The sequence below is a fragment of the Bacteroides sp. OM05-12 genome (assembly GCF_003438995.1).
Classification (GTDB): domain Bacteria; phylum Bacteroidota; class Bacteroidia; order Bacteroidales; family Bacteroidaceae; genus Bacteroides.
Window position 1 is genome coordinate 33,615 of sequence record NZ_QSUN01000017.1, and the last position, 14,276, is coordinate 47,890.

Below are 14,276 nucleotides of genomic sequence, written 5' to 3' on the forward strand. Positions count from 1 at the left end.
TAAGATTATTGTAAATAAATTTTTCTTGAGAATGAGGTCCCATCTTTCATATTCACTTTGATAATGTACATACCTGCTTGTAAATGTGTTGCTTCAATAATATTTGAGTCACATTTATCAAGCTCGGTTGTACCATCTACTGAAAACATAGTCAATCTTTCTACCTCTCCTTTTATATTGATCTTTCTACCTAATATTTCTACTTTTATTTGTTGATCGTGTGATGGAGAATTTACAAAAGTAGGAGGTACTCCTACCCCCGTAAATTCTTCATGACTTTCTCCTTTTTGATACAATTTTACATAATCAACATACATTTTAGCTTCACCATCTTTCAATGCTGTAATACCATTTATATCCCAAATTCCAGGGAAATTTCCACCAACAGCTAAATTGAATATAACAAAAAACGGCCGATGAAAATAATTACCAGGATCTTGCGGATTAGCATTCGCTGATATATTCATTTCATAATATGGTTTAGCATCAGGATATATATCCTTATCCAAAAACATTTGGATAACATTCTCATTCCAGATCATGGTAAAAAGATGAAAATCATCCTGCATACCATAACTGTTCGTTGTAGCTTTTGCATAATTCGGATATCCACCATTCTCATAATATCCCCAATGACAAGCCCCATTAAAAAGACGGTCTTGAGTATTATTTCGAATCCCTGTAGAATGTCCCATTTCTAAAATATCAACCTCTCCGCATCTAGGCCAGCCTTCATTAGAAATCGTATTTCCCAACATCCAAAAAGCCGGCCATAAACCGTCTGCCGTATGTGGTAATTTAATTCTAGCTTCCAGCTTCCCATGTTTAAAGAACATTTTACCTTGTGTGGTCAAACGCCCGGAGGTAGCAGGGCTACCTAAAAAATTCTCTTTCTTTGCTGTAATTATCAGACAACGGCTACCAGTCACCGGCTCATTGCCTATTGAGATATTTTCTTTGCGGTAATACTGTATTTCTCTATTACCACAGCCATCACCATTTATTTCCACTGACCAATTATCCGTTTCATTGAGCTCATCTCCATCGAATAAGTCTTGCCAAACTAATTTATAACCATCAGTTTCGCCAGTTCCGGTCTGGACATTCTCTGCCATCAGACTAATAAATGAGAAACCAAATAAAAAAGAAAAAATTATTACTCGCATAATATTGTACTTCATCATATAAATAACTTTATTTCTTCCAACTCACCACTTAAATTAAGTAGAGAATAGGGATATACCAAGGGCTATAGACATATAAAACATCTAAGACAATCGCCTATAATAAGCTAATAATTAGCCCTATAGATATATCCTTATTAAAAATCTGAATAGATTACTTTATAGCAACTTTCTTCACAATAGAACCTGACTTAAGAACGTAGACACCTTTATTCAAATCATTTATACCTACAACAGATTCCTTCGTTGATTTAACTTGTTTTCCTGAAATATCATACAAATCAATGCCATTTTGAGAACCTAAAACAGAAAGTGTACTTTCACCTACTAATACCTGAAGATCTTCTGCATTTATTTGTCCAATATTGCTAGGATCTGCTTTTTGATAATAGAAAATAGCGTCAAAAGAACATCTAGTACCTGCTCTGGAACCTAAAGAGAAAGAAAATGGAGCATACTCAATAACACCGGCTTTCCAGCCTAGTTTTTTCAATTCTTTCACAGAAATATCGAAGGCATGCCATTCCCCATCACGATCAAAATCATCAAATGCCTGAACACCATCACTATTAGGAGTTTGCCCAAAAACCAATGCAGCTTCTCCATTTTTACTTCCCGTCACTGTAAACGTAAATGACTCGCTATCTTCCGAAAGAAGAGCTATATGGAAAAAATAAGAGTCATCAATCTCACTCAGATCTTTTTCTCCGGTATTAAATGCGCCACCAGACCAAGTCATACCCGGAGCCACCTCTAATGCCAAAAATTCACCCTGAACTCCATTTGAATTGGGACCAATTGCATCAATAAATACCATAGTTTCACCGGCAGACCAAATATCAATCTGAGACGTTCTCAAATCCAGTTTAATTTGATTCTGAATCGGAGCTAAAGTTTGTTCACCCAAATAAATCGGACAATAATTTGTCGCACTTGAGAAATCAAATTCAGCTTGAGCTGAAACATTTACACTACTAGCCATAGCAGCTAATCCTGCCACTAATAAGGTTGTAATCTTTTTCATTTTAGTAAAATTTTAAAAGTTAATAATTGAGTTTATATTCGATATTAATTAATATCCCGGATTTTGTTCAATCCCATTTAAGTCAATTTCTTTTCTCGGTATTGGGAACAACTCATGTTTCCCCTTTACGAAAGGAGCAAGACTAGCTTGTACTTCTTCTACTTCCTGAGCATTATAGGCATCCAATACTTCTTTTGCAATTCCCCAACGACAGAGATCAAACCAACGATGCCCCTCCATACCTAGTTCAACACGACGTTCATGACGAATAGCACCAAGTAAATCTTGTTGAGTATCATTACATCTCCTTTTTACATATTTTGCAGCACCTTCATCCCACAAATTACATTCATAATCCGGGAATACAGGCAATATGTTACGGTCATTTCCACAAGCACGTGCACGAACCTGATCCAAAGCCCATTTAGCACGATCAAGATTATTTGACTCACAACAAGCTTCAGCATACATTAACAAGACATCTGCATAACGTATTACTTTATTATTCAATGGTCCACGAGAATCATGATCCAATTTAGGATATGTACCAAATTCATCTGTCCATGCATATTTGCGATTCAAATATCGGCTTCCTAAATAAATTTCTTCACTAGGATTGGTAATTTCATCATCTGTCAAATTAATAATGGTTTCATCTCTTCTTGGATCTCCGGCTTCATATTCATCATATAGATTCTGAGTCGGTCTATTAAATCCCCAACCTACTGTATTAAATATCTTGTTTCTTCCGCGAACCAATTTTGTAGTAAATGTACCTCTCGTAGCGCCATTACCTTCGCTATAGTCGCTTGTACCCTCTATCATATACTGGATCTCAAAAACAGATTCCGGACCATTTTCTCCCTCCAAAGTAAAATTGTCAAAATAACGATTTACTAATTCATAATCTCCGCTAGAGATGATTGAATCACCCCATGATTTTGCTTCATTATAACGATGCATATATAAATTAACTTTCAATAGCATTGCTTGAGCTGCACCTTTAGTAGCACGTCCCAGATCCGCAAGCGGATAATTTTGTTTACGCCACAATCTCTTCTGAGCGTTCTCTAAATCTTCAATTATGAAATCATATATTTCTTCAGCAGTAGCTCTCTGTACTCCCCATTTTTCTGAAGAGTCCACAACAAAATCTACTTTAGGTACTCCACCGAATACGCGTACTAAACGGAAATAATACATCGCCCGTAAAAATTCAACTTCTCCAATTAAACGATCTTTCAAACGTGCATCCATTAAAGTATCCGTATCTACTTTCGGTATTTCCTGAAGAGCAAGATTACACCGTGAAACTCCCTGATACTGAGCCCTATAATAGTCCAACAAAAGCTCATTATCGGATGTTGTCTTAAAATTCTCCATATCATAAACAGCAGGCATATCACCTAAGTACTGACCACCTTTCAAGGCATCATCAGAAACAACATCACCAATAAACCATTCAGGATAAAATGTTTCATTATATTCCCACATCAATGGAACATAGGCAGCATTAACTACCTGAATAGCAGTATTCCCTGAAGTAAAAAAGTCTTCAAGCTTAGTTGTACCCGGAGTAGGAGCATTCAACCAATCATCGCAGGAAACAAGTCCGAACGAGAAACATAAAGTCAATGTGATTAAAATATATTTTTTCATATGTCAATACCATTTAATAATTAGAAATTAAGATTTGCACCAATCATCACTGTACGTGACTGTGGATAATTACCATAGTCCACTCCACTAGCAACTTCCGGATCATACCCTGTATACTTGGTAACAGTAAATAAATTACTAGCAGAAACATAAAAACGACAACGGTTAATACCAATTTTAGATGTACAAGCTCTAGGTAAAGTATAACCTATCTGGAAATTCTTCAATCGCAAATAGGCTCCATTTTCTACAAATCTATCTGATACTGAATAGTTAAGACTTGTATTCGGATTTGGGATAGAGCCATTCGGATTATTTTTTGTCCATACATCACGCATTGAAGTACTTAATGTGGCTTCAACCCCTTTACCCTCAGTACGATTCAACACTTGATTGTATATCTTATTACCATATACTCCTTGGAAGAATAATTGTACATCAAACCCTTTCCATTCAGCACCTAAATTCAAACCATAAGTTAACCATGGAAAAGGATTTCCAATATCAGTTCTATCCCCTCCATCAATCATTCCATTATTATTCAAATCTGCAAATTTTGCATCTCCTGCATGATAAGGAATTTCCGTATCGCTATATCCCCACAAATGTTGTTTTGCTTCTTCATCCGAACGATAAATGCCCTCATACTTATAACCGTAGAATGTGTATAATGCATACCCTTCATCATTTATACGAATACCATCTACATACTGCACTTCACCACCATTTAAAGCCGTTAATTCATTTTTAATAAATGAAACATTCCCATTAATCGTATAATTGACTTTATTAATCTTGTTTTTATGCTCAAGAGCTATCTCAATACCTTGATTTCTTACTGTTCCCACATTTTTAGTTGCATCATAACGATTACCAATGTAAGCAGGTCCTTTTACTGTTAACAACATTTCTTTAGTATCTCTACGGAATAAATCTACATTACCTGAAAGCAAGCCATTGAATAAGCCAAAATCCACTCCAACGTTCCAAGTTTCTGTTACTTCCCATTTACCACCCATATTTTTATAAGTAAGAACCGTAGCTCCACGAGCCAAAGCCTGATCTCCAGGTCCCAATACATAATCTACAAAATATGGTCCTGTATTAAACATTGTTTGAGAAAAGTTATCGTTACCAATTTTATCATTACCGATACGTCCCCAACCTGCACGTACTTTCAAGAAATCTATTTTCTCCAATCCTTTCATCCAATTTTCCTCACTCATTTTCCACCCCAAAGCAACGGACGGGAAAAAGCCCCAGTTATTTTCCGGAAATTTATTAGAACCATCAGCACGGAAATTTGCTGTTGCCAAATAACGATTCTTATAAGAATAATGTAAACGACCTAAAAAAGATAATCTTCTTAAACGGTCAACCCCATCTCCTGCTTCATTACGATCTTGAGTCGTCTGTGACAAATACCAATTATTAGATGTAGGATTCAAGATTTGTGACCCAGAACCACCTATATTATAATAATTATACTCTTCAGTAGTATGTCCTGCCATTATTGAGAAATCATGATCTTTGATTTGCTTTGAATAAGTCAATGTATTTTCCCATATCATTGTAGCATATCTTGACATACTTCTTTCTAAAAAGTTTTTATCCGAATAATCGTTAGAAGAAATATAATAAGCATCTTTGAACAATCTATGGTTCACATGTGAAAGATCATAACTTATATCTGAGCGATAAACCAATCCTTTTAATGGAGTAATTTCTAAATATATATCTCCAACCCATCTTTCTGTTTTATCCATCGGGTGGGAATAATTAACCATACCAAAAGGATTCGATACATTTTTAAAATTAGATGGAGCTGCGATTTTACCTCCTAAATCTTCTCCTTTGTAATTTAATGTACCAGCCGGATAATGTGCCGGATCCCAAGGAGCCATCGCCAAAGCCGCTGACAAAATAGAAGCACCCGGACTTGAATTATTATTCATGGCATTGCGACCTTCTGAATTCACAAATGATAAGTTTTCACCGATTTTCAACCATTTATTTACTTGGAATGAAGTATTAGCACGCAATGTAAGACGGCTATAATTGGAACCAATAATCGTACCATCTTGATCAAAGTAGCTTACACTAAAAGAATAATTTGCTTTTTCCGTACTTCCATCAATAGATAGATGATAATTCTGTATCAAGGCATTCTTCTTAAAGACCTCATCTTGCCAATCAGTTTCCACAGCAGAATAATCAAAGCCATTTGGATTAGTAGCTGATTTTATTGCCGGATAGAATTCATCCTGTGGCCCAACTCGCCAACTAGACAACCAACCGTTGAGACCACCATCAGTATAACTCTGTAGCTGTTTCTCACCTTGTTTACCCGGAGTTAATGCAATAATAGTTCTCGCAAGTTCATCACTTTTCATTAAATCTAATTTATTCCAACGATTCTGAAAACCTACATACGTATTAAAGGATATTTCCGTACGACCATCCGTAGAGCCTTTTTTAGTTGTAACCAAAATTACACCATTAGCACCACGAGAACCATAGATAGCTGTAGCTGAAGCGTCCTTCAATATTTCAGTAGAAGAAATATCATTAGGATTCAAAAAAGAAATATCACCAACTATAACCCCATCAACAACATACAAAGGATCAGCACCGTTTACCGTTCCAATACCACGAATACGAACTTCTGCTCCCGCACCCGGTTGTCCGGTATTTGCATTAACCGTGACACCAGCTGCTCTTCCTTGCAATGCCTGGTCTAAACCTGCAGCAGGAGTTTTCTTTAATTGATCTGCACTAATAGTTGAAACAGAACCGGTTAAATCACTTTTTTTCATTGTTCCGTAACCAACTGCAACAACTTCATCAAGCATCATCGCGTCATTTTCCAACACAACGTTCAAAGTTCCCGACTTAATTTTCTTTTCTTGGGTTTTAGTTCCTATATAAGAGAACTGTAATGTACCATTCGTTGGAGCTGAAATCACATATCTACCATCAATATCGGTAGATGTACCAATTGTTGTTCCTTTTACAAGTACTGTAACTCCCGGTAATGGCAAACCGTCTTCTGCCGATGTCACTACACCTTGCACCTTTATATTCTGTGCAAGAATTATAGAAGACAAAAATGAGAAATAGAATAAAATGAATAATTGTTTTTTCATATTATATATCATTTTAGGTATAACAAAAAGTTTTGTTTCTTATCTTTAACCCTAATTAGTATTCCCTCGAATAACATTTTAGTAATGCAAAGATAAAGATATATGTAATATAAGAATCAACAAAACGCCTCACAAAAACTCACTTTTAACACATAACGAATACGACATTAATACATCATAGTACTAATTATAACACTGATAATCAATAATATAATTACAAATAGTGTTTTATAACATAACATTTATCAGCTCAACAATTCAAAAAAAATAGCTAAACTTGAAGTGAAATTGAAATGAAAAGCTATTTTTGAAGAACCTAATTATTGAAAAAGATGAAACACACAAAAAAATCACTTTTCACATTATTATTAATGACGTTTATATGTGCAAGCATTTTTGCACAGCATCCTCTTGTGCGAAATTTCACTCGTATTGATTATCAAGGAGGAAAGCAAAATTGGTGCATTGTTCAGAATCAAGATAATAAAATGTATTTCGCAAATAATAGCGGGTTACTTGAATATGACAGTAACATCTGGCAATTATATCCGATTGCTAATTATACTAATGTACGTTCTTTAATGTATGACGAAGAAAGCAAAAGAATCTATGCCGGTGCTTTCAATGAATTCGGATATTATCAATATAATCACCAAACGCTAAAATTAGAATATTATTCACTCGTAGATTCAGTTCCTGAAAAAGAGCGTAACTTCAACGAGGTTTGGAATATCTATAAAAACGATAAGAATATCTATTTTCAAAGTGATCGGAAAATATTTAAATGTGACGAGAATGGGAAAATGAGTATATATCCATTCAAACACAAAATAGAAAAATCAGCCATTATATATAATACTCCTGTCATCACAAGCATACAAGACGGAGCATGGACTTTAAACAATGGAATGTTATTAAAACTTCCCAATTCCGATATCTTAAAAGACAAAAAAGTAACAGCGATATTACCTTACGAAGGAACTAAAATATTATTTGCTACAGCATTAGATGGATTATTCCTGTTTGACGGTGAAAAAGTTATTGCGTATCAGAATGATTTGACGGATTTCTTAAAAGAGAATCAGGTTTTTTGTGCTACAGCCAAAGACAATAAAATAGCATTCGGGACTGTACTTAATGGAGTTGTAGTAAAAGATCTTAGTACAAATATCAATACTTATATTAATACTTATTCCGGCCTGCAGAACAACACAGTGCTCAGTATAAAATTTGATAATGATAACAATCTATGGCTGGGGTTGGATAAAGGTATTGATTATGTTCTGATAAATTCTCCTATCAAAAATTTATTTAGTACAAACAATTTATATGGTTCCGGATATGCCTCATTAATAAAAGACAACATCCTATATCTCGGTACTAATCAAGGACTTTACATAACCGACTATCCAATTAGAAACACACCAGACCCATTTCAGCTAGAGTTAGTTAAGCATATGCAAAGTCAGGTATGGTCTTTAAAAGAGATAGACAATACCATCTTCTGCGGAAATGACCAGGGGGCGTTTATCATTAATGGGAGCCAAGCACAAAGAATTGCCAGTGCACATGCCACATGGACATTCAAAAGATTAAAGAAGCATCCGGAATATATTTTAGCTAATTCATACCAAGGCTTCTACATTTTAAAGAAAGTAGACGGGAAATGGGTATTCTCCCATTATATCAAAGGATTTTCCGAATCCGGAGGCATGTATGAAGAAGATGAAAACGGAGATATCTGGTTCGGACATTGGATGAAGGGTATTTACCGATTAAAGCTGAACGAAACATTTACTCAAGTAGTTCATACCGATCTATATAACCACACCAATGGATTTCCGTCCAGTCACAACAATATCATCTGTCGAATACAAAATGAATTATTCTTCTCATCGGAAAATGGATTTTATAAATACAATAAAAAAGACAACAATATTGTCCCTTATCCTAAAATGAATGAAATTTTCGCTCCACATTACAGATCCGTTCGCTTCTTTGAGACACCGGATAAAGATATATGGTCTATATCCGGAACATCTATTGCAATGGCATCCTATCAAGGAGATGGTAATTATATTTTGGATTCTCTCTCCTACAAAAGTCTGTTAGATAAATTAATGCTCGGATTTGAACACTTCAACTTTATCAGTCGCAATAAGGTTCTCGTGGGAACAGAAGATGGATTTGCCTATATAGATATAGGAAAACCTTACTATTCTGACAAGAAATCCAATATCTTCATTCGCAGTCTATTTTCTATAAATAAGAATGACACCCTACTCTATTCAAAAAGTGAAAGTACGGAGGATGTAAAAGCAATTAAAATTCCGTATAATTTAAATTCACTGCGCTTCGAGTTTGTTTTACCGGAATATCAGGATAAGCTGGCTGTAGAATATAGTTATTATCTTAAAAATTATGACACACAATGGAGCATCTATTCTTCTCAGAATATAAAAGAATATACAAAACTAAAGAAAGGAGATTACACTTTCCATGTGAAAGGATATAATAAAATAGACGGCAGTATCAGCGAAACATCATTCAGATTCACAATATTACCTCCTTGGTATGAAAGTAATCTGGCTTATGCAATCTATGTTATTATCTTAACCTTACTAATTTATACTTTGGTATTCTACATAAACAAGAAATCACAAAGCGCTGCCCTAAAAATTAAACGGGAAAAAGAAAAACAATTAAAGGAGCAAAAAGAACACTTCCTGGCACAAGCAAAAGAAAAAGAGAAGGAAATAGTCGAATTAAAAAATCAACAACTGGAATATGACCTGAAACACAAGTCACAGGAGTTAGCAGATTCGACCATGAACCTTATCCGTAAAAATGAGATTCTTTCTGAAATAGGAAATGATATTAATGCAATATCCGAAGAAATAAAAAAAGAAGAAGGAATAACCGTTGCCTATAAAAAACTTCAGTTAATACTGGATAATATCAGGCAAAATATCGCTCACGACAGTGATTGGAAACGTTTTGAGCAGAACTTCGATATTGTCTACGAAAACTACCTCAAACGCCTTGGCGAACAATATCCATTGCTTAATACGAATGACAAGAAACTATGCGCATATTTAAAAATGGACCTGAGTTCCAAAGATATAGCACCTTTATTGAATATGTCCGTTCGAAGCGTTGAAACAGCCCGTTACCGATTAAGAAAAAAACTCGGATTAAGCAGAGACGCCAATCTAACAGAGTTTTTACAACGATTCTAGCTGATATTTAACGGTCGTCTTATTGGATTTTCCTTATCCCGATGCCGGGAAGATTATTTAAAGTGATCTTCCCTCTTACAACTTTCATCCCATCAAACAAATCATTAGATATGAGCAGATTACCATCCAAATCAGCAAAATCCACAGCCGGAGATAATTGAGCAGCAGCAGAAACAGCACAGGACGTTTCGGTCATGCAACCAATCATCACTTTCATACCCAATGTACGGGCCACAGTAAGCATTTTCCACGCTTCACGCATACCTGTACACTTCATCAGCTTTATATTTATGCCGGAAAAAACACCTTTCAAACGCTCCACATCCGCAAGACGTTGCAGGGATTCATCAGCAAAGACAGGAAGAGGGCTTTGCTCGGTTATCCATGCAATATCATCCAATTGCGCCTTCGGCATCGGTTGCTCCACCATTACCACTCCCTGTTCTTTCAGCCATTGTATCATGTCCAACGCCTTGTGTTTATCCGTCCAACCCTGATTAGCATCTACAGCAACAGGTAAAGAAGAAACAGAGCGAATCGCATTGATTATTTCCCTATCATTATCTCGTCCCAGCTTTACCTTCAATATATTGAAACGTCCGGCAACCTCCAAAGTCTTTTCCTTGACTACTTCTGCCGTATCGATCCCTATCGTATAAGTAGTAGAAGGAGCTTTCTCTTTATCCACCCCCCAGATTTTATACCACGGAACGCCCAGTAGTTTGCCAACCAAATCATGAAGGGCAATATCTATGGAGGCTTTTGCCGCTGTATTCCCCGCCATGATTCCATCTACATAAGTCAATATATCTTCTAATTGAAAGGGATCATTAAAACGATTCAAATCTACTTTTTGCAAAAAAGCCATCACAGACTCTACACTCTCCCCAAGATATGGTGGCATAGATGCCTCACCATACCCTATAACACCCTCATATTCAACCTCTACCTGTACCGCTGGTGTAAAAGAACGGGAACAGGAAGCTACAGTAAATACATGCTGTAATTGCAAATTGTATGGATAAAAAGTCAGTTTCATTCCTTCATTATTATAACCAGGAAGCAAAGATAATGAATTATATTGCCACAGATTATTATTCATATAGGAATTAAATCAATTCCAACTTTTAGGATGCAGCTCAAAAGATAGTGCCTTCACTTTAATTAAATAGTAATCAATAATATAAGAGCAAACAGTGATAAGGTGAAGGCAAGTCTAAGTAAATTAAATAACAGTTAAATCGGTAAAATAAGCAAGCTAAAACGCCTAAGGGAGCGTTGGCTTACGCTCCGGTAGATGTAAGCTATCGCTCCCTTGAGCGTTAGCCATCGCCCCCTTAAGTGTCAGATGACGCTCCCTTGAGTGATTTACAAAACGACCTTTATAGTTTTTACAAACATCAAGGCGTTTTTTAAATTCATCAGGTTGATTAGAAAAACCATAAGGACGATTGTAAATAAAGATACGGTCGATTGCCAACAAACTCCTATCGTTTGTAATCAATCGACCGTATCTTCATTAGACTGAAACGAATGAATAGAATGAGAAAAAAGCCTAAACTTGTCCTTGTTTCAAAATGTCCCAATATTGAGAAGGGGTCATACCGATTTTTTTCTTAAACAGACTATGGAAGGTACTCATATTAGAAAAGCCGGAAGCTACCGCTATTGCCTGAAGTGTATAGTTATCAAACTGTTTCATCAAATAAATAGCGTGTTCTATACGAAGTCCGTTAAGATATTCATTTAATCTAGTTCCGGTACTCTCCTGAATAATTTCGGCAAAACGATTTTTATTAACATGGATCAATTGTGCCAAGTCGTCTCTGGAGAGAGTTGAATTCAAATACAATTTCTCATCTAAAATCAACTGATTCAGTTCATTAAACAGACGTTGATTATCAGAAACCCTGTCGTCACATAAATCGCAGGCAGCATCTTTTCCCGAACTATCAGCATCTTGCTCTAATTGTTGAAGAAGCTCAATATTACGTTTTCTTTCTATTTGGAGTTTCTGCTGAGAGTCAAGCAGTTCGTCAACATTCTTTGCCAATACTAAGTTTTTCCCATGTACAACGCGCGTATGGATGTACATACGCCACAGAAGTAAGATCAATAATAATATAACAATGGACATGGAAACTAAAACGATTTTACGTATTCTCAAATTTGCACCTTGCTCCTGCAACTGCATATCTTTCTCATTTGTTTCATAAATAGTCGCCATCTCCAACGCCTCACAATTCTTTGCGCTCACATAAATGCTATCCGCTATATTGCTTATCCGCTTTTGAGTATCAAAAGCCATCCGGTAATTTCCCATGCCCTGATAAGCATCCCTGTTTTCTTTCAAAAGAATAAGGAATTGCTCATTCAACGTATCACCATCGACAACAAGAGTCCGCTCCAACTCCTTATTATTGGACAAAACATCCGAGTTTCTTCCCACTTTTAACAGATAAGGATTAGCTTCCGTTCTGCCTTCATCGGTCATTGCAAAACTCGTTTGCAAAAAGCGTAGGAAGTAACTTTCTGCAGATTTCTTATCACCAGCCAAAATATATGCATAAGCCATCTTGCTATACAGATAACCATACTGACGATCAATATAACTTTCCGGCGGACCTTCCATTCCGGCAAGACGAGCTATTAATTCTCTCCGTATCTCTCCTATTTCGATGGCTTTTTCCAATAAATGATTATCCATATAAGCCGTCATTAAGGTCCCATAGAAATAAGAAAGCATGGATAACTCACGGGGATTGTTACTCCCTTTCAATAAGTCTATTGCCTTTTGATAATAAAGATAACTATCATCTAAAAGCCCCATTTGCTTTTTAACGTCTCCTATCACCGAAAAAAGATTGGCTTCTACGGAAAGATTCCGATATTTATGCGCTATTTCCCCTCCTTTCACTGCAAAATTTATCGCTTCTTCATAGTTACTCAAAGAGACCGAGTAGATGGCAATTTGCATATAGGCATCAAGCCCTCTTTCCGGATTCAACTCTACTTCTTCTGATTCCAAAACCCGTTTCGCATACTTCAATGCCAAACGATTCATTTTTAATCCGTCATACGAAACCTGCCGCAATGTATTTATATCAAAATCACTCAACCGTTTTTCCTGCTCAACTTTATCAATCAGAGTTAAAGCCCCTCTGGGATTAGAGATACTCATTTCTCTTAATCGTTCAAAGGTCAATAAGCTATCCGGAACTTCAGCAGCTTTCGCCAATGAACAGACCAGACCTTGCAAGCAGAAAAAGAATATAAATAAACACCTCATTCTTTCTTATAATATAAATGTCATTACATAATAAAGATAACTTACCAAAGTTATATATCTTACTAAATTAATAGGCTACGAGCGCCGGCTTTTCTTTCGGAAAAATCAAACGGCTCAACCACTTATTTACATAGATATTGGCTACTGCACAACCGGCACCAATAACAGCTCCTCCCAAAACATCCGACGGATAATGCACTCCTTGGTTCATACGGGCAAAACTAACCGAACAAGCCCAAAAGGCGGAAGGAGCAATGACATACCACTTAGGATATCTGATACTAAGCGAAGTAGCCAAAGAGAAAGCAGCCGCTGTATGTGCCGACGGAAATGAAGCACTAGAAGGAAAGTCCCTTTGCACAATCTGGTCAGGATAACGCTCAAAAGGGCGACGACGGTCAACCGCATATTTCACTCCATACGATATGACGGCAGCTTCTATCACACTCGTACCTACATATACAGCATCTTTCAACGTTTTTTGGTCTTTACTTATCAATCCGTAAATACCCAAGGCAACGGGTACTCCCACACTTACGTAAGGAGCGGATTTAGAGAATGCCTTACTATATCCCCGAACAAAGCCTCCATCCAGCCCATTAATTTTCTTCAAGACATTTATGTCACAATTCTGAGCAGAGAAATTAATGGCCAGACACAGCAGCAGACAGCAAGAAAATATTCTTTTCATTCCTTTTTCAAATAATTTATGGCAAAGATAGTCGTTTTTCTATT

8 protein-coding genes are annotated in these 14,276 nt (G+C 36.3%); 1 reads left to right on the forward strand and 7 read right to left on the reverse strand.

From position 1 onward, the window contains the following. Positions 1 to 5 precede the first annotated feature (5 nt). The 4 genes from DXB63_RS12645 to DXB63_RS12660 all read right to left on the reverse strand — a co-directional run bounded on the left by DXB63_RS12645 (position 6) and on the right by DXB63_RS12660 (position 7,013). On the reverse strand, positions 6 to 1,184 hold the full coding sequence (locus tag DXB63_RS12645; RefSeq protein ID WP_122126787.1) for a family 16 glycosylhydrolase: 1,179 nt from the start codon (positions 1,182 to 1,184) through the stop codon (positions 6 to 8). A gap of 154 nt (positions 1,185 to 1,338) precedes the next feature. Further along, complete coding sequence (locus tag DXB63_RS12650) at positions 1,339 to 2,208, reverse strand: T9SS type A sorting domain-containing protein (protein ID WP_122126788.1); 870 nt, start codon at positions 2,206 to 2,208, stop codon at positions 1,339 to 1,341. A gap of 48 nt (positions 2,209 to 2,256) precedes the next feature. Beyond that, positions 2,257 to 3,867, reverse strand: coding sequence for a RagB/SusD family nutrient uptake outer membrane protein (locus DXB63_RS12655; RefSeq protein WP_122126789.1), 1,611 nt, complete (start codon positions 3,865 to 3,867; stop codon positions 2,257 to 2,259). Positions 3,868 to 3,887: 20 nt separating this feature from the next. After that, on the reverse strand, positions 3,888 to 7,013 hold the full coding sequence (locus DXB63_RS12660; protein WP_158563683.1) for a TonB-dependent receptor: 3,126 nt from the start codon (positions 7,011 to 7,013) through the stop codon (positions 3,888 to 3,890). A 332-nt stretch (positions 7,014 to 7,345) separates the two neighbouring features. Between DXB63_RS12660 and DXB63_RS12665 the strand changes: the two genes are divergently transcribed. Further along, on the forward strand, positions 7,346 to 10,252 hold the full coding sequence (locus DXB63_RS12665) for a triple tyrosine motif-containing protein (protein ID WP_122126791.1): 2,907 nt from the start codon (positions 7,346 to 7,348) through the stop codon (positions 10,250 to 10,252). A 19-nt stretch (positions 10,253 to 10,271) separates the two neighbouring features. Here DXB63_RS12665 and DXB63_RS12670 read toward each other — a convergent pair whose 3' ends face one another. The 3 genes from DXB63_RS12670 to DXB63_RS12680 all read right to left on the reverse strand — a co-directional run bounded on the left by DXB63_RS12670 (position 10,272) and on the right by DXB63_RS12680 (position 14,232). Next, positions 10,272 to 11,291: a dipeptide epimerase gene (locus tag DXB63_RS12670; protein ID WP_122126809.1), complete on the reverse strand. Its 1,020-nt coding sequence runs from the start codon at positions 11,289 to 11,291 to the stop codon at positions 10,272 to 10,274. Between the two features lie 516 nt (positions 11,292 to 11,807). Beyond that, complete coding sequence (locus DXB63_RS12675) at positions 11,808 to 13,541, reverse strand: AraC family transcriptional regulator (RefSeq protein WP_122126792.1); 1,734 nt, start codon at positions 13,539 to 13,541, stop codon at positions 11,808 to 11,810. A 67-nt stretch (positions 13,542 to 13,608) separates the two neighbouring features. Further along, entirely contained in the window at positions 13,609 to 14,232 is a 624-nt protein-coding gene (locus tag DXB63_RS12680) for a phosphatase PAP2 family protein (protein ID WP_122126793.1), read from the reverse strand. Between the last annotated feature and the right edge of the window lie 44 nt (positions 14,233 to 14,276).